This is a genomic window from Desertivirga xinjiangensis (assembly GCF_024436435.1).
Taxonomy (GTDB): Bacteria; Bacteroidota; Bacteroidia; order Sphingobacteriales; family Sphingobacteriaceae; genus Desertivirga; species Desertivirga xinjiangensis.
Window position 1 is genome coordinate 59,187 of sequence record NZ_JAFMZP010000002.1, and the last position, 22,368, is coordinate 81,554.

The 22,368-nt window shown below is 42.5% G+C and carries 23 protein-coding genes and 1 riboswitch; of the genes, 8 read left to right on the forward strand and 15 right to left on the reverse strand.

The annotated features are described in order from the left end of the window. Positions 1-64: 64 nt before the first annotated feature. The 3 genes from J3P37_RS05055 to J3P37_RS05065 form a co-directional block, all read right to left on the reverse strand. Positions 65-652: a Crp/Fnr family transcriptional regulator gene (locus J3P37_RS05055; protein WP_256009936.1), complete on the reverse strand. Its 588-nt coding sequence runs from the start codon at positions 650-652 to the stop codon at positions 65-67. Positions 653-715: 63 nt separating this feature from the next. Continuing rightward, the gene (locus J3P37_RS05060) at positions 716-1,426 is read right to left on the reverse strand and encodes a pirin family protein (protein WP_256009937.1); all 711 of its coding nucleotides are present in this window, start codon (positions 1,424-1,426) and stop codon (positions 716-718) included. A gap of 2 nt (positions 1,427-1,428) precedes the next feature. After that, positions 1,429-1,995 (reverse strand): NADPH-dependent FMN reductase, encoded by a 567-nt coding sequence (locus J3P37_RS05065; protein ID WP_256009939.1) that lies wholly within the window; start codon positions 1,993-1,995, stop codon positions 1,429-1,431. 189 nt (positions 1,996-2,184) lie between these two features. Between J3P37_RS05065 and J3P37_RS05070 the strand changes: the two genes are divergently transcribed. Continuing rightward, positions 2,185-2,433: a hypothetical protein gene (locus tag J3P37_RS05070; RefSeq protein WP_256009940.1), complete on the forward strand. Its 249-nt coding sequence runs from the start codon at positions 2,185-2,187 to the stop codon at positions 2,431-2,433. Positions 2,434-2,695: 262 nt separating this feature from the next. Then, positions 2,696-3,514 (forward strand): MBL fold metallo-hydrolase, encoded by an 819-nt coding sequence (locus J3P37_RS05075; RefSeq protein ID WP_256009941.1) that lies wholly within the window; start codon positions 2,696-2,698, stop codon positions 3,512-3,514. 145 nt (positions 3,515-3,659) lie between these two features. Here J3P37_RS05075 and J3P37_RS05080 read toward each other — a convergent pair whose 3' ends face one another. Beyond that, positions 3,660-3,851, reverse strand: coding sequence for a hypothetical protein (locus tag J3P37_RS05080; protein ID WP_256009942.1), 192 nt, complete (start codon positions 3,849-3,851; stop codon positions 3,660-3,662). Positions 3,852-4,038: 187 nt separating this feature from the next. Here J3P37_RS05080 and J3P37_RS05085 point away from each other — a divergent pair, with 187 nt between their 5' ends. Further along, complete coding sequence (locus J3P37_RS05085) at positions 4,039-6,672, forward strand: TonB-dependent receptor (RefSeq protein WP_256009943.1); 2,634 nt, start codon at positions 4,039-4,041, stop codon at positions 6,670-6,672. 270 nt (positions 6,673-6,942) lie between these two features. Here J3P37_RS05085 and kdsB read toward each other — a convergent pair whose 3' ends face one another. The 3 genes from kdsB to trpS form a co-directional block, all read right to left on the reverse strand. Continuing rightward, complete coding sequence (gene kdsB, locus J3P37_RS05090) at positions 6,943-7,728, reverse strand: 3-deoxy-manno-octulosonate cytidylyltransferase (protein ID WP_256009944.1); 786 nt, start codon at positions 7,726-7,728, stop codon at positions 6,943-6,945. Between the two features lie 16 nt (positions 7,729-7,744). Continuing rightward, a complete protein-coding gene (locus tag J3P37_RS05095; protein WP_256009945.1) occupies positions 7,745-8,359 on the reverse strand; it encodes a deoxynucleoside kinase in 615 nt (204 codons plus the stop codon). A gap of 84 nt (positions 8,360-8,443) precedes the next feature. Then, complete coding sequence (trpS, locus tag J3P37_RS05100; RefSeq protein WP_256009946.1) at positions 8,444-9,439, reverse strand: tryptophan--tRNA ligase; 996 nt, start codon at positions 9,437-9,439, stop codon at positions 8,444-8,446. A 40-nt stretch (positions 9,440-9,479) separates the two neighbouring features. Between trpS and J3P37_RS05105 the strand changes: the two genes are divergently transcribed. From J3P37_RS05105 to J3P37_RS05115, 3 genes are read left to right on the forward strand one after another with little or no spacing between them, the layout of a single operon-like run. Next, positions 9,480-10,217: a lysophospholipid acyltransferase family protein gene (locus tag J3P37_RS05105; RefSeq protein ID WP_256009947.1), complete on the forward strand. Its 738-nt coding sequence runs from the start codon at positions 9,480-9,482 to the stop codon at positions 10,215-10,217. Further along, positions 10,207-10,500 carry an Asp-tRNA(Asn)/Glu-tRNA(Gln) amidotransferase subunit GatC gene (gene gatC / locus J3P37_RS05110; protein ID WP_256009949.1) on the forward strand — a complete coding sequence of 98 codons (294 nt, stop codon included), beginning with the start codon at positions 10,207-10,209 and terminating at the stop codon, positions 10,498-10,500. Before J3P37_RS05105 ends, gatC begins: the two co-directional genes overlap by 11 nt. Before the next feature lie 29 nt (positions 10,501-10,529). Then, positions 10,530-11,561, forward strand: a complete 1,032-nt coding sequence (locus tag J3P37_RS05115) for an aldo/keto reductase (RefSeq protein WP_256009950.1) — start codon at positions 10,530-10,532, stop codon at positions 11,559-11,561. A gap of 211 nt (positions 11,562-11,772) precedes the next feature. Here the strand turns inward: J3P37_RS05115 and moeB are convergent, their stop codons facing one another. The 8 genes from moeB to thiS all read right to left on the reverse strand — a co-directional run bounded on the left by moeB (position 11,773) and on the right by thiS (position 19,347). Beyond that, on the reverse strand, positions 11,773-12,807 hold the full coding sequence (gene moeB / locus J3P37_RS05120) for a HesA/MoeB/ThiF family protein (RefSeq protein ID WP_256009951.1): 1,035 nt from the start codon (positions 12,805-12,807) through the stop codon (positions 11,773-11,775). Between the two features lie 294 nt (positions 12,808-13,101). After that, positions 13,102-14,220, reverse strand: a complete 1,119-nt coding sequence (gene thiH, locus J3P37_RS05125; protein ID WP_256009952.1) for a 2-iminoacetate synthase ThiH — start codon at positions 14,218-14,220, stop codon at positions 13,102-13,104. Then, a complete protein-coding gene (locus tag J3P37_RS05130; protein ID WP_256009953.1) occupies positions 14,213-14,977 on the reverse strand; it encodes a thiazole synthase in 765 nt (254 codons plus the stop codon). Before J3P37_RS05130 ends, thiH begins: the two co-directional genes overlap by 8 nt. 11 nt (positions 14,978-14,988) lie before the next feature. Then, positions 14,989-15,633, reverse strand: coding sequence for a thiamine phosphate synthase (locus tag J3P37_RS05135; RefSeq protein ID WP_256009954.1), 645 nt, complete (start codon positions 15,631-15,633; stop codon positions 14,989-14,991). Next, positions 15,623-16,369, reverse strand: coding sequence for a hydroxymethylpyrimidine/phosphomethylpyrimidine kinase (locus J3P37_RS05140; RefSeq protein WP_256009956.1), 747 nt, complete (start codon positions 16,367-16,369; stop codon positions 15,623-15,625). The genes J3P37_RS05135 and J3P37_RS05140 overlap by 11 nt, the downstream gene beginning before the upstream one ends. A gap of 9 nt (positions 16,370-16,378) precedes the next feature. Beyond that, positions 16,379-17,017 carry a thiamine phosphate synthase gene (locus J3P37_RS05145; protein WP_256009957.1) on the reverse strand — a complete coding sequence of 213 codons (639 nt, stop codon included), beginning with the start codon at positions 17,015-17,017 and terminating at the stop codon, positions 16,379-16,381. 1 nt (position 17,018) lies between these two features. Further along, positions 17,019-18,902: a phosphomethylpyrimidine synthase ThiC gene (gene thiC, locus J3P37_RS05150; protein ID WP_256009958.1), complete on the reverse strand. Its 1,884-nt coding sequence runs from the start codon at positions 18,900-18,902 to the stop codon at positions 17,019-17,021. Positions 18,903-19,143: 241 nt separating this feature from the next. Next, a complete protein-coding gene (thiS, locus tag J3P37_RS05155) occupies positions 19,144-19,347 on the reverse strand; it encodes a sulfur carrier protein ThiS (protein ID WP_256009959.1) in 204 nt (67 codons plus the stop codon). 59 nt (positions 19,348-19,406) lie between these two features. Then, a riboswitch (TPP riboswitch) is annotated at positions 19,407-19,500 on the reverse strand. Positions 19,501-19,697: 197 nt separating this feature from the next. Between thiS and J3P37_RS05160 the strand changes: the two genes are divergently transcribed. Both J3P37_RS05160 and J3P37_RS05165 read left to right on the forward strand, forming a co-directional pair. After that, entirely contained in the window at positions 19,698-21,470 is a 1,773-nt protein-coding gene (locus tag J3P37_RS05160; protein WP_256009960.1) for an aromatic amino acid hydroxylase, read from the forward strand. A gap of 22 nt (positions 21,471-21,492) precedes the next feature. Beyond that, positions 21,493-22,368: a polyphosphate kinase 2 family protein gene (locus J3P37_RS05165; RefSeq protein ID WP_256009961.1), complete on the forward strand. Its 876-nt coding sequence runs from the start codon at positions 21,493-21,495 to the stop codon at positions 22,366-22,368.

A 22,368-nucleotide genomic window follows, 5' to 3' on the forward strand; every position in this document is an offset into this window, starting at 1 on the left:
GCCCGTTTGATACATCAAAAGTAAGAGGGTAGGGGAAGCTGTGCCTTGATGTAGGATAAGAACTTTAGATAACTTTCTTTTTGTGCAGGTTCGACCGGATGCGGCTGAGGGATTCAGGCGTTATGCCCAGATATGAAGCAATTTGAAGCTGAGGAACCCGCTGAGGTATACTAGGATATCTTTTAATGAAATCCAGGTATCTCGCTTCGGCTGTGTGGGATACGGTAGCGTAGAGGCGACTTTCAAGCACCACGTACGAACGCTGAAGCATCAGGCGAAAAACTCTTTCCATCTGCGGAATTGCATGATAAAGATGCTCTTTGCTTTCATAGTCGATCACCAGTAGCTCGGTGTCTTCTAATGCTTCGATAAACAGATTCGATGGTTTTTGCTCAGAGAAGCTGCCAATGTCACTGATCCACCAATCCTCCACAGCAAATTGCAGGATAACTTCATCGCCGTTGTCGTCGATATAATATTTCTTGACACAGCCCTTTACAATGTAGGCCTCAAACTTACAGATCTCCCCCTGACGCAACAAAAACATCTTTTTATGGATGTTTTTGGTTTTCAAGCGCGAATGGAAAAGCTCGAGTTGATCTTCTGTAAAACTGGAACAGCGTGTAAGATGTTTATCTATTTCCTGGAACATTTTCAAACATAAATATTTTTCACAATATCTTGTTTAAGTACCCGAAATAGTCTTTTTGCTTATTTAATGATTGATAGGAGCTTCGATGATCAGAAACTTGCTTTGCTGGACATTCCGTATTTCAATAGCCTGTGTATTCCAGATCCCTATGGCATCCCTTTGCTGAAGAGCCTGCCCTGCCAGTTCAAGCTCGCCTTCGATAACAAATATATAAAGGCATTTATTGAGGGGATTTAAGGTGTAGCTCAGATCCTTGCCTTCATCAAAATACCCAAGCGACAGTTTAGCGTTTTGGTTGATCCAGCAGTGTTCTGTTCCTTCTTCATTGCTGACAATGGTTTTCAAGGAGTTTTTTCTGCTCGCCTCAGGGAAAGACCTCCGCTGATATCTTGGATTGATATTTTGCAATTTTGGTTCTATCCAGATCTGAAGAAAGTTTACTTCCTCTTCTCCTACATTGTATTCTTCATGCCGGATGCCCGTACCGGCACTCATGATCTGCACCCAATCTTTTTCAACCACTTCTGTATAGCCTAACGAATCTTTGTGGTTCATTTTGCCATTTAGCATGATGGAAATGATCTCCATATTATAGTGGGGGTGGATGCCAAACCCTCTGCCGGGCTCTACAAAATCGTCGTTGAAAACTTTTAATAAGCCAAAGCCTGCTTTATTTGGCTGGGTATAGTTTGAAAAGCTGAAGGAAAAGTTGCTTAGCAGCCAGCCGGCATCTTTTATGCCGCGATCGTCTGCCTTAAATAATTTAAAATCCATAGTTATTTTTTAATAAGAACCATTTCTTTCAATGCTTCTAATTTCTGTACAAGCAGCTCTTCGGCTTTTTTATCAATGAGCGTTCCATCTTCATCGAATTTTGTATTAGCCTGAGATATCAGAACCTCCGGCTTATAAACCGGCTGCATATTCAAAAATTGAAAAACGGGCAGAAAAGCCAGTTGCATTCTCACTGTGCCTAGCAAGCCTGGTGTTGCACCCACTATGGCGACTGGTTTGTTCAGTAAAGGCGAGTCGCTTCCGCGGGATGCCCAGTCAATAGCATTTTTCAAACCTCCTGGGATAGAATAGTTATATTCCGGGCTTGAAATTAATATAGCGTCAGCATCATGAAGTAATTCCCTGAATATCCGGACGGATTCAGGTCTTTCATTGGCAATCGGCAAGTCCAGATCAGAGTTATACAGAGGAAGCTCGGCAATAGAAGCGATTGTCATACTAACAGCTTGAGGAAGTAGATCCTGGGCAGCTTTTAAAAGCATGGTATTGAATGAGCCTTTTCGAAGGCTTCCGGAAATGCCGGTAAATTTTATGTTTGTGTCTGTCATACAGGATGTGTTTTGGAACTTTCCTAATTGCAGGTTGTTTGTTGCTGCCGTAAATTTATAAGACGTAAGGCGGCAAAATATTGATCTATGATAAGAAACCCTTAATCCAGACATTTTTTATGAATAAAAACTCTTTTCTTGTTTATGGTGTTCAAGTAGTTAATACGTACATCTAAAAACTGGAAAAACATGACAACTAATTTCAATCCTGAACACACAGAAGGACCAGTGGCACGGACCATTGAAGAACAAACAGCGAAATTACCCTCAGATCTGTTTTTATGGACTGCAGGTGTAGCTATTGGGGCATCCCTAGTGTTGCAAGTAATAGGTAAAAAACCTAAGAGCTTATTTGTTGGGCAATGGGTAGCACCATTTTTACTGCTTGGTATTTACAACAAGCTTGTAAAGTTGGAAGGCCATGACAGTGTTTCATAGCACAGGCATGAGCTGCTTATAAACCACAGAGTACACAGAGGAATCACAGAGAACTGGAAGAAACACTCTGTGTCCTCTGTGTTGTAGTTGGAACCGTATATACGTTTCAGGCATTCTTTTTTGAGTTTTTTTTCGGATGGTAAATTCTTATATGTAATTTCATGCCTTCAATCAGGAAAGAAAAGGAGGAGAATGAAAATTGAAATAGCGACCCCTGTCTCTAGACATAGGCAAATATTACCAATCCGCAAACTGGCACGTTATGTCTCTTTTGATCGCCTCTCTTAATTCGGGCAGTAATGGCAACTGTTATTATATTGGCAATGAATCTGAAGCTATTCTGGTAGATGCCGGTATTTCCTGCCGCGAGACAGAAAAACGGATGAAGCGTCTGGGCTTGTGCATGTCTAAAGTTAAGGCAATTGTAGTTTCTCATGAACACTCAGACCATATAAGGGGAATCGCCACTCTGGCTAAAAAGCACAGACTTCCGGTTTATATTACTGAGCGCACTTACCTTAACGGAGGCCTAAGTATTGATAAAGAGCTGTTACGGTCATTTGAAGCCTATCAGAACATCCGTGTAGGACAGCTCAAGATCTCTGCTTTTCCGAAGTTTCATGACGCTGCCGACCCGCATAGTTTTATAATTGCATTTAATGATATTAAAGTCGGGGTTTTTACAGATATAGGTAGCCCTTGCGAACATCTTATTGATCATTTTCAGCAGTGTCATGCAGCCTTTTTGGAGGCTAATTATGATGAGGAAATGCTTGAAAACGGACGGTATCCCTGGTTTTTAAAAAGACGCATATCAGGTGGTCACGGGCATTTGTCCAATGCGCAGGCTTTAAAGCTCTTTAAAGATTACAAACCTCAGCATATGAGCCATCTGTTATTATCCCATTTATCAAAAGATAATAACTGTCCGCAATTGGTTTATGAATTATTTAGTAGATGTGCCGATCACACGAAAGTGATTGTGGCTTCCAGGTATGAAGAAACCGAAGTGTATCATATAGGGGAGCCAGGCAAAAGAAGAGAGAGGCAAATCGCCGGCGTTCAAACCGCACTATTTTAATCGCAACAGATAATAAAAAAGCCCTGAAGTTTTATCTTCAGAGCTTTTCTAACCAATCATGGCATTTTTGATCTCAGATTGGTTTTCAGGTATTTTTGTGGTTTTAGTGTTACTTAATCATCCAAATCTTTTTACAATTCAATTGTTAACAAACATTTACATTCCAGGTCATACCGTTCGATCCTTTTATCTGCTGAGCAATCAAAACTATTTTTTTGTCGTTAACCGACAGTTCCTTTTGATAAACAGATTGAGGACTACGAGTAGCATCTGGTAACTCTTTTAAAAATACGTTGATTTTTGAATCAAGATCGTGTTGGATAGTTTTTTTCGGCATTGTTTATTGATTGAGTGACAAGACAACGCACCATTTACAACTTTGTTTTAGTTTTTTTTTTAAAATATATATCAGAGGAAATATGTTAACATTTCAGCGGCAGATTTTTAATCTTCAAACATTTGACCGAAATAATTATCTTTGCCGCAACACACTCATACACACACTTATAAATCGCTCTACATTCATGAGGAATTTCCAAATTCTTCCAGCACTACTCATACTGTTTTTGGCAAAGAATTCTTTCGCCCAAAGCACACCATATACGGTTCGAGGATTAGTACAAGACACCTCAGGGGCTTCTTTGCCTGGCGCGATTGTTAAACTGGTATCTGGCGTAGACAGCTTATCCAGCTCTGTAAGACCCGATGGAACCTATATTTTTAATAATGTAAAATATGCGGCTTTTAATTTAAAGGTTGCATTTCTCGGTTTTAAAAATCACGTCAGTAAGCATAAACATAACAACGAAAAAGTACTTCAGCTGCCGGTGGTCAAGCTCAGTGAAAGCTCTAATGCTTTAAAGGAGGTAGTAGTCTCGGGTATTACGCCGGTAAGGGTAATGGAAGATACAATTCAGTTTAGCGCGGCAGCTTATAAAGTTAGGGAAGGTGATGCTGTAGAGGAAGTGATCAAAAAACTCCCTGGCGTAACGGTCGATAAAGATGGCAATGTAACCACCCAGGGTAAGCCCATCACTAAGATTAGAGTGAATGGTAAAGACTTCTTTGGCTCCGATGTGGCTACTGCAATCCAAAATTTACCAGCTGATGTTGTTCAGAACCTTCAGATAATTGATGACTATGGCGATCAGGCAAAGCTTACCGGGATAAAAACAGGCGAGCCTGAAAAAGTATTGAACATAAATATTCAACCAGATAAGAAAAAAGGGTACTTCATCCGCGGAACAGGCGGAATGGGAAATGAAGACCGGTATATTTCCAGTATACGGGGGAATACTTTTAAAGGTGACCGCCAGCTTTCATTCGACGCATCTCTTAATAATACCAATATGCGTGGTGGCGGTGGCGATGGTATCACTAACAATAGGGACGCAAGCTTCAACTATCGCAATCAGTGGAGCGAAAAGATCTCTGCAGATGGTGGTTATCAGTTTCGAAACCGTGATAATAAAACCATAAGCAGCCGTTATGGACAAACTTTTTATACCGACTCCCTTACACGCTTTGTAAACGATGACACTAACAATAGCAGCAGGAGCGACAACCACAATTTTTGGGGTAACCTCGAATTGAACCTAGATACTTTGAATTTTCTTAAGATATCACCAAATCTATCTTATAGTAATTCAGAAAACGGCTCTATAGGTTTAAACAATACGCTTATTAATAAAGCAATTTCTATTCGTAACAGCGAATCTTTTAATAATTCGCTTTCGGGCAATGCAGGTACAAATGTCTTCTATAATCATAAATTCTTAAGAAAGGGCCGTAACTTCAGTATCTGGAGCAGTATAAATTATTCTAAAGGTGAGAGCGACAGGGATTCAAGAAATAACTATAATGATACGGATACGCTTGGTTTTACCAGCAGCAGGAAACAGTACCAGCTTTCAGAAAGCTTCAATGATAACTTCCGTACCATAGCAAACTTCTCATACATTGAGCCTCTGGGAAAGGCTGCTTATCTGGAATTAAATTATAACTGGAACCGTACGGAAACAAAATCCAGCCGCGAGTTAAATGAGCTTGACACGATAACAAATAATTACCAGTTTAATCAGAACCAGAGTAACAATTACCAATATCAATTCGTTACCAACCGGCTTGGACTGAATTATCGCAAATTACATGAGAAATACAATTATTCTTTTGGATTAAGCGCTCAACCAGCAAAACTCAAGGGGCAGGATATAAGCCGTAACCTCAACACTGAAAAAGAAACCTTTAACTGGATTCCAAACGCCCGGCTTGTCTATCGTTTCAGCAAGCAAAAAAGCCTGACCGCAAACTATAACGGACGAAGTAGTCAGCCCGGCTTTACTCAGTTACAGCCTATTACTGATAGTACCAATCTTCAGAACATCGTTATAGGTAACCCTGACCTGAAACCTGAATTTACTCATGGTCTAAATGTAGAATACAATCAATCAGACTGGAGTTCCGGTTATATCCTGCTCGGAAGTTTATCTTTTAGTCAAACTGCAAATAAAATAGTAACCAGCAGAACTCTCGATCCGGTAAGGGCTCGTCAGGTAACTAATTACCTGAACACCGATGGTTTTTACAATCTGCGTGGGAACTATTCCTTTTCAAAGCCCTTTGACGAACGAAAATTCACATTAACTTACCAGGGTGGCGCCAATTACAGCAACAATATTGCCTTTTCAAACGGCGAGCGCAACACCGGAAAGAACATAACCTTAGATCAGGGATTACTGTTCAGAGTAGATATCAAAGATATTGTAGACACAGAGATCAGCACCAGGTACTCCATAAACAAAACACAGTATACTCTTTCGTCGTTTAGCGATCGTCAGACCGACCGCCTGGTAATGGGACTGAACGGACGAAATTATTTCTTTAAAGACCTGACCGTAGGTTACGACTTCTCCAAAACCATAAACAAAGGCTTTAACAGTGCTGATATGGCCAACCCAACCATTCTCAACGTATTTATGGAATACCGTTTCCTAAAAGGGAACCGGGGATCATTAAGACTGCATGGATTTGACCTCTTCAATGAAAATACAGGGATATCCAGAGATGTTTTCGATAATGAAATTGTCGACAGCCAGGTAAACCGCCTGGGGCGTTATTTTATGTGTTCCTTTAATTTACGTCTGAGGAAGTTCGGCTAAGTACAGATATGGTGCTAAACGGCTTCTCGTCATGCGATCCTGAATCAAGTTCGGGCGGTCGTCCTGCCGAATTCATTTCGGCACCTCTTGAACTATGTTTAGCTCAAGGGGTCCTGAAACAAGTTCAGGATGACGAAGAAACGAATGTTTGAGCGCGGATCGTCCTGCCGAATTCATTTCGGCACCTCTTGGACTATGTTTAGCTCAAGGGGTCTGAAACAAGTTCAGGATGACGAAGAAACGAATGGCGATTCTTCGCCTTCAACATCTTTATTGCTTTTGAAGTAAAACTTTGGCAAGATCCTCCGGTGTATCAATCGCTACCGTTTCAATATCTGTAACTGCAGCCTTAATTTTATACCCATTTTCTATCCAGCGGAGCTGCTCGAGCGCTTCTGTGCTTTCGAGTATTGATACCGGCAGCTGAGTAATAGCCAGTAAGGTATCTATACGGTAACCATAAATACCAATGTGTTTGTAAAAAATATGGTTTTTAAGCCAATCCTGAGGCTCTCTGCCCCGAACATACGGAATAGTGGCCCGGCTGAAAAATATAGCTTCTGAGAACTTGTTCAAAACTACCTTTGGCGAATTCGGGTTATTTAACTCTTCTTCGGTAAGGATGGGTTTTACCAAGGTGGCCAGGTTCGTTTCTACTGAAGCAAAACAGGCAGAAACGATATCTATCTGCCTCGGATCGATGAATGGTTCATCTCCCTGAATATTTATGATCACATCAAAGCCGGGTAGCTTTTTTGATACCTCTGCACAACGATCTGTGCCGCTTTGATGCGTATCGGCAGTAAGAACTGCTCTTCCACCAAAGGCATGCACGTGCAGGAGAATACGTTCGTCGTCTGTAGCAACAACTACTTCATCAAGCTTTTCGGCTTTCATAGCCTGTTCATACACCCTTTGGATCATGCTTTTGCCATCGATATCCACGAGCGGCTTTCCGGGGAAACGAGTTGATGCATAGCGTGCTGGTATTACGCCTAAAATCCGACTTGGAATGTTCTCTCTTGAGAGCTCTGGAGTATTGCTGGCAGTGTTCATCCTTTTTACTTTATTTTTAAAACAGACCGTTTATTTCCCGCTCAATGCTCTGGATTATAAAACCCAGGTCTTCCGGATTGTTTGCAAAATCAAGCTTATCCTTGTCCAGGATCAAAAGTTTTCCCTCCTTATATCCACCGATCCATTTTTGGTATTTATCGTTCAGCTTTGACAAATAATCCAGTCTTATCCCGGCTTCATATTCACGTCCTCTCCGCTGGATATTATTAACGAGGGTAGGTACTGAAGCTTTCAAATAGATCAATAAATCCGGAGCTTTGATAAATGAAGTCATGTTATCAAATATCGCCCGGTAGTTTTCATAATCCCTGGAGGTCATCAGTCCCATGTCATGAAGATTCTCAGCGAAAATGTAAGCATCCTCATATATCGTCCTGTCCTGCACAATGTTTTTATTATTGCTCGTTATTTCCCTGATCTGGTTGAAACGACTGTTAAGAAAGTAGATCTGCAGATTGAAGCTCCAGCGCTTCATGTCATTATAAAAATCTTCCAGGTACGGGTTATGCTCAACCGCCTCGAAATGTGGTTCAAACGCTAAATGCTTGGCTAACAATTCAGTCAGGGTAGTTTTACCTGCTCCAATATTTCCTACAATGGCAATGTGCATGATATGATCTTTATGTAAGGGATTAAAAATTCTTAAATCTAGTTAATATGGCAATGTGCATACTTTCTATATTATGAAAAAGACCTAAAAATGTTTAAATCCGATTATTTCACGCACTTCTTTTATTGTTTTTGATGCGCTTTCTCTCGCTTTCTCAGCACCCAGCTGGGAAACCTTGCGAAGGTAGGAAGTATCTGCAGCAATCTCATTGATACGCTCGCGCATCGGTGCTGTGGCAATCACCATATCTTCAGCCAATTGCTTTTTAAAGTCGCCATACCGGATCTGGCATTTATTGTACAGACTATCAAAGTGCATAAATGTGTCTTCCGTGGAAACGATCTTCATCAGGTCAAAAAGGTTCTGAATAGCTTCGGGTTTTTCCTGGTCTTCTTCGGTAGGTCCGCTGTCGCTTACTGCACGCATCACTTTTTTACGTATTACCTCTTCGCTGTCCGAAAGGTACACCGCATTGCCTTCACCCTCAGATTTTCCCATCTTCCCTTTTCCATCTAAACCTGGCACTTTAACTAGTTTGTCGCTAAAGCTGAAGGCATAAGGCTCCGGAAAATATTCGGTTTTATATAACCTGTTGAAACGGTTGCCAAAAGTTCTCGCCATTTCCAGGTGTTGTTCCTGGTCTTTTCCCACCGGCACTTTTGTGGCTTTGTGTATAATAATATCAGCAGCCATTAAGACAGGGTAGGTCAGCAGGCCGGCGTTAACGTTATCCGGATGTGCTCTGACCTTATCTTTGAAGGAAGCGCTTCTTTCCAGTTCGCCCAGATAAGCGTTCATATTAAGGTAAAGGTAAAGCTCTGCTATCTGCGGAACATCCGACTGTACGTAAATAGTAGCTCTTTCCGGGTCAATACCGGCTGCCAGATATTCAATTAATACCTGTTTTACATTTCCGTGGAGATTTTCCGGGGTAGGATGGGTTGTTAATGAGTGATAATCAGCAATGAAAAAAAAGCAATTATATTCATGCTGCATTTTTACAAAATTCTGAACAGCTCCATAGTAATTTCCCAAATGGAGCTTACCGGTGCTTCGTATACCGCTTACAACTGTTTCCATAAAGTGACGAAAGTAAGGAATTTTTATATTTTTGGATTGAATGAAAAGATTTTTAAAGAGAATACACCTCCTGCTGTATACAGCTTGCGTGGTGCTGTCCTTCACAATTTTTTATCCCTTTTTATACTACTTTACGCGAAAGCCAGCCAGATACAGTACCTTGAACTCCTTCAGGTATATGTTTGCCATATTGCCATCATTGCTTACCGGTATCTTTTACCGGTTTAAATTTAAGCAGTGTATTGACTGGTCCAAAACCTATGTGATCTGCGCCAATCACTCCTCAAACCTTGACCCTACGGTGTTGTCGCTGCTGATCAAAACCAAATTTGCCTTCCTTGGGAAACAGGATCTGCTCGAAAACCCGGTTACAGCCTTGTTCTTTAAAACGATCGATATACCTGTAAATCGCGACAGCAAGATTGCGTCATTTAAAGCGTTTAAGAGGGCAGCCGAATACCTCGAACAAGGTATAAGTTTGGCTATATTTCCCGAAGGAAAGATAGGAGAGGACTATCCGCCGGTAATGCATGAATTTAAGAACGGGCCCTTTCGTCTGGCGATAGAAAAAAAAGTGGCTATAATACCGGTAACAATAGGCGATTCCTGGAAGAAAATGTGGGATGATGGAACAAAATATGGAAGTAGTCCGGGAATTTGCCATATTTGCGTTCACGCTCCTGTGGAAACCAGCGGAATGGATATTGCCGACGCTGATCTCCTTCGGGACAATATTTATAACATAATACACGCCGATTTAGCGCAATATGAATCTTGATAACGAAACCATTGTAAGAATTGCTCATTTAGCACGGCTAGAAGTAAACGAATCCGAAAAAGAATCTTTGCTAAAGGATATGAACAACATCCTTCATTTTATGGAGAAGTTGAATGAACTTGATACAACTGATGTAGAGCCGCTGATATACCTTACCGATGAGATCAATGTGTTGCGTGAAGATGTGGTGAAACAAGAGATCACTGCCGAAGCTGCCCTGTTAAATGCGCCACTTCATGACGGTACTTATTTTAAAGTGTCGAAAGTGATTGATAAGGGCTAAGGCGCGTTAATCTTTATAAACCCATAGTAATGACTTCTAATCCAGATACTACCTCCATTTTGCCGCCAGTGATTTTCGGTACGAGCGGTTTGGGTAACTTGTTTGTGGCCCTTGATGACGCGATAAAATTGGAAATTGTAAAAGAATGTTTTGCCCATTCAAACGGCCCTGTGGTTTTTGACTCAGCGGGGAAGTATGGAGCGGGACTGGCACTCGAATCGCTGGCAAAATGTCTGAAACAACTAAATGTTCCTCATTCGGATGTGATCATAAGCAATAAATTAGGCTGGTATCGCACTGAATTGACCACCCCCGAACCTACTTTTGAGATAGGAGTATGGAAAGATATTCAGCATGATGCGGTGCAAAAGATCAGCTATCAGGGCATCCTCGATTGTTTTTACCAGGGAAATGAGCTGTTAGGACAGTACGCCCCGCAAATGGTTTCAGTGCACGATCCTGATGAGTACCTCGCTACTGCGAAGTCTGAAGAACATCGTAAAGAATTATACAACGATATACTGGAGGCATATAAAGCTCTTGCTTTGCTGAAGGAACAAGGCAAAGTGGAGTCGGTAGGAGTAGGAGCGAAAAATTGGAAAGCCATTGAAGAAATAGCCGCAGATGTGAAACTCGACTGGGTAATGATTGCCAACAGCATGACTATTCATGACCATCCGGCAGATCTGCTTGCTTTCATGGAACAGCTAAAAGCAGAAGGTATACAGATCATCAATTCAGCTGTTTTCAATGCCGGCTTCCTGATCGGAGGAGATTTCTATAATTATAAACTTATCGATCCGCTGCTTCCTGAGAATCAGCATTTGTTCAAGTGGAGAGAGGAGTTCTTTAATACCTGCCATGATTTTGGCGTTAAACCTGCGGAAGCTTGTGTTTACTTCGGTTTGCATGCTCCAGGAGTAAGCAGTATTGCGTTAAGCACTACAAACCCGAAACGAGTGAAGGAGAATATAGAAATGGCGTATAAGGAAATTCCGGCTGCCTTCTGGGCAGCTTTGAAAGAAAAAGGACTTATTGAGAAGGAATATTCTTACCTGTAGGAGCTGAAAGAGCACATTGCTGAACTCTAAGCACTGCTTGTAATTCCTTAAGGAAGAACTTATATAGGGACTGTAAATTTTACGCAGCTTGAGGGCAGCTCAACCCCACTTTAACCGCACCTTGACCGCTAGAAATGCGATTGGAGTGTGTTAAGCATGCGGCTCAGGTAAGCTTTATTTGAACTTTAATTGATTCCGCTTCCCCGGCGTTTTATATCCAAAATGCCTCGCTTCCAGGTTCAAGATTTTTGAAAATAGAGAAAGCCTGCTTGCTTCTTTTTCCGCTGTTGCAATAGAATAAGATTTTTTTACCGGAAGCCACAAGTTTTTCGATCTCGTCCGGTATTTCAGATAAAGGGATGTTTATTCCATTCAGGCTGCCATCGGCTTCAAACTCGATGGGTTCCCGTACATCTACCAGTAAAACAGAATCCTGATTGTTTTCCAGGAAAAGGTCCAAGTCTTCTGGTAATAGCCTGTTTTTATCGTCTGTAGTGTTAGGTGCAGACTCCGGACGTTCAGTTGTCGTAACCGGAGCAAGCCTTGATACCTTAAACAGGTTAAATGTATTTTCCAGAACGTTCATGATCAGCAGTTTTCCGGATAAAGATTCACCAGTGCTCAGGATGATCTTAAGTGCTTCATTAGCCATGAACGATCCTATGATTCCTGGAAGCACTCCTAATACACCGTTTTCGGCGCAATTGGGACTCTCTCCGGCTTCGGGAAACACGCAGCGAAAGGTGGGGCCGTTCCGGTAGTTAAATACCGATACCTGGCCTTCAAATCCGAAAATGGAGCCAAATACCAGAGGCTTGCCTAGTCTGACGCAAGTGTCGTTCACGAGATACCGGGTAGCAAAGTTGTCGGACCCATCAACCACAAGTTCGTAGCCTGAAAACAGATCTTCAGCATTATCAGCTTGTAAACGGACAGGGTAGGAGCTGATATTAACAAAAGGATTAAGGCTTCTGAGTTTCTCAGCAGCCACTTCTGCTTTGCTTTTTCCAATGTCGGCACTCGAATAAAGGATCTGCCGGTGCAGGTTGCTTTCATCTACCTTGTCATCGTCTACAATGCCAATATTTCCAACACCAGCAGCCGCGAGGTATTGTAGGAGCGGACATCCCAGTCCTCCCGCTCCAATAACAAGCACTTTTGCTGTTTTAAGTCTTTTTTGTCCCTCCAGACCTATTTCTGAAAGGATTATCTGGCGCTGATATCGTTTTAGTTCTTCTTTTTGCATGTTCTTTAACCACAGAGGGCACAGCGATTTTTATATAAAGTTTTAACCACAGAGAGCCACAGAGTAATAATATTTCTCCGTGTTTTCTGTGTCGAATACTGTCCTTAGAGTTCGCGAAGCGGCTTTAAGGATTCACCAATGAAAAAGAGTCTCTGACTCGTTAAAGCGCTATGTTTGGGCGTGTGGTCGAGTCGGAGACTCTCATTTATTGAATAATCCGTAGTCTGCTTGCCCGCTTCCCATCCCACAACACTACGGACAGCCCCCGCAGGACATTCATAATTCATAGCTCATTTACCCTTCCATAATCACTCTGTCCCAATCCTTCCAAACCGCCTCGTAGCCTTGCTTCCTGATCATTTCAGCAATCACTGCTGGACTGCGTTCATCTGAAATTTCAAACTGTTCCAGCGATTCTGGTTCAACCACATAGCCACCAGGATTGGTCTTTGAGCCCGCACTGATGGAGGTGATGCCTAATTTAATAACATTATTTCTGAATTGTTCAGATTCGCGTGTAGAAAGAGATATTTCAACTTCCTCATTACATAAGCGATAGGCACAGATGAGTTGTACCAACTCCCGGTCGCTCATTTCAACTTTCGGCTCTAAGCCACCCGAAAACGGCCTTAAGCGGGGAAAAGACAAGCTGTAGCGTGTTTTCCAGTAAGTTTTTTCGAGATAGTTCAGGTGCAGAGCGGTAAAAAAGGAATCCGTTCGCCAGTCTTCCAGTCCGATCAGTACTCCAAGCCCCATTTTATGAATACCTGCTCGTCCAAGCCTGTCGGGTGTTTCAAGCCGGTACTGAAAGTTTGATTTTTTTCCTTTTGGGTGATGCTTTTTATAGTCCTCTTTATGATACGTTTCCTGGTAGATCAATACGGTATTTAACCCGCAGGGAATAAGCTCCAGGTAATCTTCTTCGTCCAGCGGTTGTACTTCCATTGAGATATGAGAGAAATGCGGGCGCAGCATGTTCAATGCCTGCCTGAAATAATCCACATGAACGGTTTGATTAGCTTCGCCGCTAACCAGTAGTACATGATCGTAACCGAGCTGTTTTATGGCGGCAGCTTCCTGCATAATTTCTATCGGATTCAGGGTCCTGCGTTTTACTTTGTTATCGAGGCTGAAGCCGCAATAAGTACATATGTTATTGCACTCGTTTGAGAGATACAATGGTATGTACATCTGGATGGTTTTTCCGAAACGTTTTTGCGTGGCCTGTTGACTTAATTGAGCCATAGGCTCGAGGTAAGGGACGGCTGCCGGAGAAACAAGAGCCATGAAATCGTCGAGATTTCTTTTCGATGAATTTAAAGCCAGCTCAACGTCCGCACTGGTTTTACTATAGATCTGATGTCTAACATCATCCCAGTTATATCTTTCAAAAATATCAGAAAAGTTACTCATCTAAAAAGGCGGTTAAAGGACTGGTTGCTACTGCGTGATTGAATGGTTTGGCCAGGCGAGCATCGTAGGCCATTCTTCCTGCTTCACACGCTAACCTGAAGGCTCTGGCCATTTGTACCGGATCGCCGGCAACAGCAATAGCAGTGTTAACAAGTACTGCATCCGCTCCAATTTCAAAAGCCTTTGCTGCGTCGGACGGTGAACCTATACCAGCATCGACCACTACCGGGATAGTACTTTGTTCAATAATAATCTCTAAAAAGTCGATTGTTTTTAATCCTTTGTTGCTGCCAATGGGAGAGCCCAAAGGCATCACTGCAGATGCTCCTGCTTCTTCCAGTCGTTTACATAAAACCGGATCGGCGTGTATATAGGGAAGGATAATAAAACCCAACTTTACAAGTTCTTCAGTGGCTCGTAAAGTCTCTATCGGATCAGGCATCAGGTATTTTGGATCCGGGTGGATTTCAAGTTTAAGCCAGTTTGTTTCCAGCGCTTCCCGGGCTAGTTGTGCAGCAAAGATTGCTTCTTTGGCTGTTCGCACACCAGAAGTGTTTGGCAATAAATTCATATTCGGATGTTTGAGATGAATGAGAAGATCATCATTCCGGTCATTCATATCTACTCGTTTCAACGCAACTGTCACCAACTCAGTTCCTGATGCGAGTAAAGCTTCTTCCATTTGTATTGCCGAATTGAACTTCCCTGTCCCGGTGAACAAACGGGAATGAAATGTTTTGTCTGCTATCTTTAACATAGTAATTAGTTTTAATTATTTATCATTTCAGTTCTTTCAAGTGCTGTGTAGAATTCCTCTATGGTTGTTTTTTGATCGTCTGCAAAAGTGATAGCTGCGGATACGGCGACGCCGTGGACTCCCAGGCCTCTCAGTTGACTGACGTCCTGGAGCGTAATGCCCCCGATCGCTATCAGAGGGATTTTGATATTTAAGATCTTTAGGTTATTCACAATGGATGTGTATCCTTCAAACCCTAATACCGGGCTCAATTTTTCTTTGGTAGGTGTATATCTAAAAGGCCCTAAGCCAACGTAGTCTGCTCCGGATTTTACTCTTCCAAGGATATCTTCAAGGGTGTTTGCAGTGCCGCCTATAATCAATTTGTTACCGGCTATTTTTTTTGCTTCTTCAATAGACATATCAGACAATCCGAGATGAATTCCGTATGCTGATACTTCCTTTCCAATATGAGGATAGTCATTTATAATAAGCTTTGCCCGGTATTTGTCGCAGACTTTTTTTGCTTCATAAGCGTACGAAAGAACCGTTGAATCCGATTCGTTTTTTACCCGTAGCTGAATCCACTTGCAGCCTGAAATAAGAGCATTCTCGATACCATCAAGATGGTCATTTGTTGTTGTCTTTTGCGAGATGAAGTGAAGCCTATCTATCATGTTTATGGTATCCTAGAAGTGATGTGTTAGTGTTTAAAAATGTTTCAATATAAGTCTTGGAAAGTTGGCAGCTTTCTGCCAAGTCGATGCCTTTAGCAAGGTTTGATAATATGGCTGATGACAGTACACAACCGGATCCGTGTTTGGGATAAACATCCGTGGTTTTAGCTTTAATTTCTAATTCTTGTCCTTTATAAAACAGAACGTCTGTGCCTTGTTTTTCCGGGTGATGACCGCCTTTAAGAAGCACGTTTGTAAATTCAGTCAGACGTTTATTTCCGAGCATTTTTTCAAGCGCAAGGAACTCGTGGTAATTGGGAGTAAGTAGTGTTATAAGCCTTAACACGTCAGCCAGTTGATTTGCATTGAAAGATGTATGAAAGGTAAATCCGGCACTGGCATGGAGAACGGGATCGAGGACGATCTTTATTAACGGAAATTTTGACCTTATAAAAACTATTACTTCATTCAAAGTTTGTAAGTCCTTGACAATCCCCACCTTTATGCCAGAAATTGCGAATTTCGCAATCAATGGTTTTATTTGATTTATGATCTGCTCTGCACCGATCCAGTCGACTGCCGTGAGTTCAGAATCGTTTTGCTGCGTCAATGCAGTACAGACGGCGAAGCCATACACTTCATGCTGTTCAAAAGTTTTTATATCTGCCAGGATACCGGCACCCGCGCTGGGATCGAAACCTGCAACACTGAGCACAAAAGGACGTTTTTTTATCATAGTCTTGAATTAAGCGGAAGTTTGCATGTGCCGCTTAGGGCTATAGATTTTATCTATATCAGCTTTAAGAGCTTTAAATTCCCTTACAGCATTTTTTGGGCGATTCCACAAGGCACCGAGCACCGCAATTCCGTGGAACCCATGTTTTAATAAGATGTTGTAATTCTGTATTTTAATTCCTCCTAATGCAATTACTTGTATAGGTAAATAGACCCTTTGGAAGTCAAAATTTGGATCAAAAATACCTTTATAGCCCTTTTTTGAAATACTGTCAAAAACCGGACTTAAAAAAGAATAGTTAAAAATGGCGTTGATGGTGCTTAAAGATGAAATGTTATGTACAGATGTGCTCAATACAAAACCTTCCGATTTGAGCTTTGTCAAATCCATACTCCCGATACCTGCCCTGCCCTCCTCAGTAATGTGTAAACGATTTATACCATAGTCTTTTGCAAGACTATGGTGTTGGTGAAGTGCTATCTTTGAATGATATTCCGGCCTGATCAAATCAAGAAATTGTTTCGTATCGTCAATGGTTTTTCCGGGTTTTCTCAGGTGAAAATATTCCATGTGATTGTCGAATAGTTGATTAACTATCTCCGCTTCATTCGCAATATTTTCCTGGTGACTTATAACAATTAGTTTCATGTTAGAAATAGATTTCGCTTCCTTTTTTTGTGAACTCTTCTGACTTTTCTTTCATTCCTATAGCTATAATTTCTTCCTCACTTATTCCGGCCTCATCAGCGTATTTTCTTACGTCTTGTGTGATCTTCATGGAGCAGAAATTTGGCCCGCACATCGAGCAAAAGTGCGCTACTTTAGCGCCCTCTGCCGGTAAGGTTTCGTCGTGAAACTCACGCGCCGTATCCGGGTCAAGGGACAGGTTAAACTGATCTTCCCACCGGAATTCAAATCTTGCTTTGCTTAATGCATTGTCCCGGTATTGCGCGCCCGGATGTCCTTTTGCAAGGTCGGCTGCATGTGCTGCAATCTTGTACGTAATCACTCCATCTTTTACGTCTTTTTTATTCGGAAGGCCGAGGTGTTCCTTGGGGGTGACATAACATAGCATTGATGTACCAAACCATCCTATCATTGCGGCTCCAATGGCTGATGTGATATGGTCGTAGCCCGGCGCAATATCAGTTGTGAGCGGTCCCAAAGTGTAGAACGGTGCTTCCTGACAATGCTCTAGTTGCTTTTCCATATTCTCTTTTATCAGGTGCATCGGCACATGACCAGGACCTTCAATGATCGTCTGGACGTCGTGCTTCCAGGCGATCTTTGTGAGCTCACCTAATGTTTCAAGTTCGGCAAATTGTGCGGCATCATTTGCATCTGCAATGCTACCAGGACGGAGTCCATCGCCTAAAGAGAATGATACATCATAGGCTTTCATAATTTCACAGATCTCTTCAAAGTGAGTATAAAGGAAGTTCTCTTTGTGGTGTGCGAGACACCACTTTGCCATGATCGATCCGCCCCTCGACACAATACCTGTTAGTCGCTTAGCAGTTAGCGGAACATAACGCAACAATACCCCTGCGTGAATTGTGAAATAGTCCACGCCCTGCTCGGCTTGTTCGATTAACGTATCCCTGAATAATTCCCAGGTGAGTTCCTCTGCTTTGCCGTTTACTTTTTCCAATGCCTGGTAGATAGGAACGGTCCCAATTGGTACCGGCGAATTGCGTATGATCCATTCCCTTGTTTCATGAATGTTTTTTCCGGTCGACAGATCCATGATCGTATCTGCGCCCCAGCGACAGGCCCAAACAGCCTTCTCCACTTCCTCTTCTATGGTCGATGTAACTGCGGAGTTTCCAATGTTGGCGTTGATCTTAACCAGGAAGTTTCTTCCGATGATCATGGGCTCGAGTTCCGGATGGTTGATATTGGACGGGATCACCGCTCGTCCCGATGCCACTTCCTGTCTTACAAATTCTGGTGTGATATAGTTTTTCGGTGTGTTGGCACCGAAGCTGTGTCCGGCATGTTGTTTCGAAAGCGTGTTATATTGTCCGTTTAACTGCTCTTTCAGCAAGTCGATACGCTGGTTCTCGCGTATAGCTATATATTCCATTTCTGGAGTGATAAGACCTTTTTTTGCATAGTGCATTTGAGATACATTCATGCCGCTTTTAGCCCGTAAAGGTTTACTGATATGGGCAAAACGGAGATCGTCTAAGCTCGCATCTGCCAAACGCTGCTGTCCATATGCTGAAGATATTTCCGATAATTGTTCGACATCGCCACGGTTTAGTATCCATTGCTCTCGTAGTTTAGGTAAGCCCGCTTTAACGTCGATATTTACTGAAGGGTCCGTATAAGGGCCACTGGTGTCGTATACCGTAACCGGGGCGTTCTTTTCTGTCTCTCCCGGCTTTCCGAAGAGCTTAGTGTCATTAAGACTGATTTCTCGCATCGCTACTGAAATATCATGCATGATGCCTTTTACGTAGATTTTTTTCGATGCCGCAAATGGCGTACGGGTGATCGTCTGATCGGTAGGTGTTTTTTCGATTTTCATTAGAATTGTTTTTAGTATGCTATTGGTTTGTCTGGAGTAATTAAATTTTATCCTGTCCATAGAATTCCGCAGGGTTTCTATGGATTAATCAATAAAAAAGAGTCTATGACTCGCTGGGCGTCAAGTAAGGCGTTTAGGGAGCCAGAGACTCCTACCCATTGACCAATCCGTAGTCCCCGTAACACTGGTCCGGGCTTCAGGCTACGGACAGACGGCTTCTTTCGATTTCATTAACTCCCGTTTATCCCCCCTGTGTGGCTTTTATAAGCATCACATTATCGTCGGCATGGAGTTTATGACTCTGCCATTCTGAGCGTGAAATAATGTTGTGATTAATTGCCACTGCAATGCCGGCTTCGGTACCGGGCATCAAAAATGTTAGTAGCTCACTGACAGAATAATCGTCAGGGATGCTGTGTTGCTGCTGGTTGATTGTAATTTCCATTCCTGTTTTTTTAGAAATACTTCAGGAATGCCTTATAGAAAAGGACATAGAAAGGCACTGGAGTGCCTCGCACTTTTCCCTTCGGCAGTACTAACTGCATCAGGTTCAAAGGGTATTATCTCAGTCCGTATCCGGACACCCCTAAAGTATTACAAACATAGGTAAAATATTCTGCGTTAAAAAGACGAAAACTTTCGAAACATCAGACGGGAACGATCAACCCGGTTACCAAGTACGAAAAGCTACCTTTTAATATTCCGCATTATACAGAGGTACTTACGACGTTTTTAGCATTTAAGCACACAATTACCTGGGCGTTCTGTTCTATTAGGAATTTGAAATGCTTCAGTATGCAACCTTTAAATGATTTCAATAATCTTCAGGTCGCTGCACTCCCATCATACCTAAAACAATATGTTGTGGAGCAGCAATATGAACATTATACACCCGTTGATCAGGCTGTATGGCGTTATATTATGCGTCAGAACTATGCTCACTTAAAGGATACAGCATATTACCCCTACATTCCTGGTTTAAAGGCCGCCGGATTGACCATCGAGCGAATTCCTGATCTGCAGGAAATGAATGACGCCCTTGGCAGGATCGGATGGGGAGCTGTAACGGTCGATGGTTTTATTCCCCCGGCTGCCTTTATGGATTTTCAGGCGCACCGGGTTCTTGTTATCGCTGCAGATATCCGTCAGTTGGAACACATTCAATATACTCCGGCGCCCGACATTATTCATGAATCTGCCGGACATGCACCCATCATCGCTGATAAGGCCTATCATGAATATCTTAGTTATTTTGGTTCCATAGGAGCAAAAGCAATGTATTCGGCTGAAGACTTCAGATTGTATGAAGCGATCAGGGAATTATCTGTTCTTAAAGAGACACCCGGTGCCTCCGGAGATGACATAAAGGCTGCCGAAGAGCGAGTGACACAATGCCAGGCCGCTATTGCTGAGCCTTCAGAAATGGCTTTGCTGAGCCGGCTTCACTGGTGGACAGTAGAATATGGCCTGATCGGTACGCTGGAAAATCCTAAAATATTTGGAGCTGGTTTGCTGTCCTCCATCGGCGAAAGCGCTTCCTGCATGGATGCAGGCATACCAAAGTTATGGTACAGTATTGACGCGATAAACTATCCTTTCGACATCACAAAGGAACAACCCCAGCTTTTTGTTACTCCTTCATTTGCAAGGCTGACAGAGGTTCTCGAAGAATTTGCGTCAGGAATGGCATTCAGGCGCGGAGGAAAGGAAGGTGTGCTGAAAGCCATAACCTCAGGTAACGTCTGTACCGTGGTCTTCAGTTCAGGACTGCAGGTAAGTGGATTGTTTGAAAACCTGATTTGTGACAGCAATGATGAACCTGCATTTATAAAAGCCAAGGGACCCTGTGCTTTAAGTTTAGAAGGCAGTCAACTTCCTGGCCACGGAAAAGATTATCACAAAGCAGGCTATTCTTCGCCTGTGGGCCGTCTTAAAAATTATTCTGAACCTCTGGAAGATTTTAATGACCGCGACTTAGAGATAGCCGGTATTAGGGAAGATCACGTAGTTGAGCTTGCCTTTGAAAGTGGCATTACACTTTCCGGAAAACTTGCTTCAATAACGAGAAATTATTCCAAAATACTGCTTCTAACTTTCAGTTTTTGCGAAATGCACGCAGCTGACGGCTCTTTGTTATATTCGCAGGATTGGGGGCCATTCGATATGGCAGTCGGTGAGAAGATTGTATCTGTTTTCAACGGAGCTGCGGACAAAGATGCTTATGAAAATACCGTCAAACCAGCCGTTCCGCCACCACCACTTCCGGTTTATGATGAAAAGACGCTCGCTTACCATCACCTCTTTGCAACGGTTCGCCGGATAAGGGAAGCTGAAAACGGATATTATCAATTAGCGGAGGTTTGGTATTCACTAAAGAAAGATTTTCCTGAAGACTGGCTTTGCAGTCTGGAGATCCTGGAATTACTTGAAAAAAGGAACCTGTTTTTTAACCTTACTTCTGAGATCAGGGCAGCACTGATACACAAAGAGTATACGGAACCACAGCTCAGCAAACTGATCCGCGATGGCTTTAATCTCGTCAGTCACCCTGTGCACGAACTGGTTTAATATTTAACATTAAGACTTCAATATGAGGATAGATACAGATGCGTTTAAAGCAGAGGCCGGAAGAAAGATAGATTTAAAGGATTTCAGTACAAAGCCAACGGTCAATCTGGAAAAAGAAGAATCCCTGGAACTTCTTAATCATTTAAAGCGTGAACTGTCTGAACTGCAGGAAAAGCTGTATGCAGATGACCGTAAATCTTTACTCATCATATTTCAGGCTATGGACGCTGCCGGTAAAGACAGCGCCATTAAACATGTGATGAGTGGTTTGAATCCGCAAGGCTGCCAGGTTTATAGTTTCAAACAGCCAACTTCGGAAGAGCTGGATCATGATTTCCTGTGGCGCCATTATAAAGCCCTGCCGGAGAGAGGACGAATAGGTATCCACAACCGCTCGCATTATGAAAATGTCCTGATATGTAAGGTTCATCCTAAGTTTGCAGCAAATGAGAGCCATTTACCTTTGGCCGAAATTAATGAAGCTTTTTGGGAAAGCCGTTATAACAGCATTCGTAATTTCGAAGAACATCTGACTGCGAACGGCACAGTTGTTCTGAAATTTTTCCTGAACATTTCTAAAAAGGAACAAAAAGAGCGCTTCCTGAAACGTATAGAGGATCCTGCAAAAAACTGGAAGTTCTCTGCGGGAGATATTGTTGAACGTGAACAATGGGAAAAATACATGCAGGCATACGAGGACGCTTTTTCAAAGACGAGTACCGATTCATCACCCTGGTACATCATCCCGGCTGATAAAAAGTGGTTTGGTCGCCTGGCGATCTGTCAAATCATCGTTGATAAGCTGCAATCGATGAACCTTAACTTTCCGGTTTTACCGCCAGATGAAGTTGCAGCTCTGGAAGAAAGTAAACGACAGCTGTTATCAGAAGATAAATGA

Bases quoted from the DNA above. Each gene is read 5' to 3' on its own strand.
- J3P37_RS05055 (WP_256009936.1), bottom strand. From the start codon at position 652: ATGTTCCAGGAAATAGATAAACATCTTACACGCTGTTCCAGTTTTACA.
- J3P37_RS05060 (WP_256009937.1), bottom strand. From the start codon at position 1,426: ATGGATTTTAAATTATTTAAGGCAGACGATCGCGGCATAAAAGATGCC.
- J3P37_RS05065 (WP_256009939.1), bottom strand. From the start codon at position 1,995: ATGACAGACACAAACATAAAATTTACCGGCATTTCCGGAAGCCTTCGA.
- J3P37_RS05070 (WP_256009940.1), top strand. From the start codon at position 2,185: ATGACAACTAATTTCAATCCTGAACACACAGAAGGACCAGTGGCACGG.
- J3P37_RS05075 (WP_256009941.1), top strand. From the start codon at position 2,696: ATGTCTCTTTTGATCGCCTCTCTTAATTCGGGCAGTAATGGCAACTGT.
- J3P37_RS05080 (WP_256009942.1), bottom strand. From the start codon at position 3,851: ATGCCGAAAAAAACTATCCAACACGATCTTGATTCAAAAATCAACGTA.
- J3P37_RS05085 (WP_256009943.1), top strand. From the start codon at position 4,039: ATGAGGAATTTCCAAATTCTTCCAGCACTACTCATACTGTTTTTGGCA.
- kdsB (WP_256009944.1), bottom strand. From the start codon at position 7,728: ATGAACACTGCCAGCAATACTCCAGAGCTCTCAAGAGAGAACATTCCA.
- J3P37_RS05095 (WP_256009945.1), bottom strand. From the start codon at position 8,359: ATGCACATTGCCATTGTAGGAAATATTGGAGCAGGTAAAACTACCCTG.
- trpS (WP_256009946.1), bottom strand. From the start codon at position 9,439: ATGGAAACAGTTGTAAGCGGTATACGAAGCACCGGTAAGCTCCATTTG.
- J3P37_RS05105 (WP_256009947.1), top strand. From the start codon at position 9,480: ATGAAAAGATTTTTAAAGAGAATACACCTCCTGCTGTATACAGCTTGC.
- gatC (WP_256009949.1), top strand. From the start codon at position 10,207: ATGAATCTTGATAACGAAACCATTGTAAGAATTGCTCATTTAGCACGG.
- J3P37_RS05115 (WP_256009950.1), top strand. From the start codon at position 10,530: ATGACTTCTAATCCAGATACTACCTCCATTTTGCCGCCAGTGATTTTC.
- moeB (WP_256009951.1), bottom strand. From the start codon at position 12,807: ATGCAAAAAGAAGAACTAAAACGATATCAGCGCCAGATAATCCTTTCA.
- thiH (WP_256009952.1), bottom strand. From the start codon at position 14,220: ATGAGTAACTTTTCTGATATTTTTGAAAGATATAACTGGGATGATGTT.
- J3P37_RS05130 (WP_256009953.1), bottom strand. From the start codon at position 14,977: ATGTTAAAGATAGCAGACAAAACATTTCATTCCCGTTTGTTCACCGGG.
- J3P37_RS05135 (WP_256009954.1), bottom strand. From the start codon at position 15,633: ATGATAGATAGGCTTCACTTCATCTCGCAAAAGACAACAACAAATGAC.
- J3P37_RS05140 (WP_256009956.1), bottom strand. From the start codon at position 16,369: ATGATAAAAAAACGTCCTTTTGTGCTCAGTGTTGCAGGTTTCGATCCC.
- J3P37_RS05145 (WP_256009957.1), bottom strand. From the start codon at position 17,017: ATGAAACTAATTGTTATAAGTCACCAGGAAAATATTGCGAATGAAGCG.
- thiC (WP_256009958.1), bottom strand. From the start codon at position 18,902: ATGAAAATCGAAAAAACACCTACCGATCAGACGATCACCCGTACGCCA.
- thiS (WP_256009959.1), bottom strand. From the start codon at position 19,347: ATGGAAATTACAATCAACCAGCAGCAACACAGCATCCCTGACGATTAT.
- J3P37_RS05160 (WP_256009960.1), top strand. From the start codon at position 19,698: ATGCAACCTTTAAATGATTTCAATAATCTTCAGGTCGCTGCACTCCCA.
- J3P37_RS05165 (WP_256009961.1), top strand. From the start codon at position 21,493: ATGAGGATAGATACAGATGCGTTTAAAGCAGAGGCCGGAAGAAAGATA.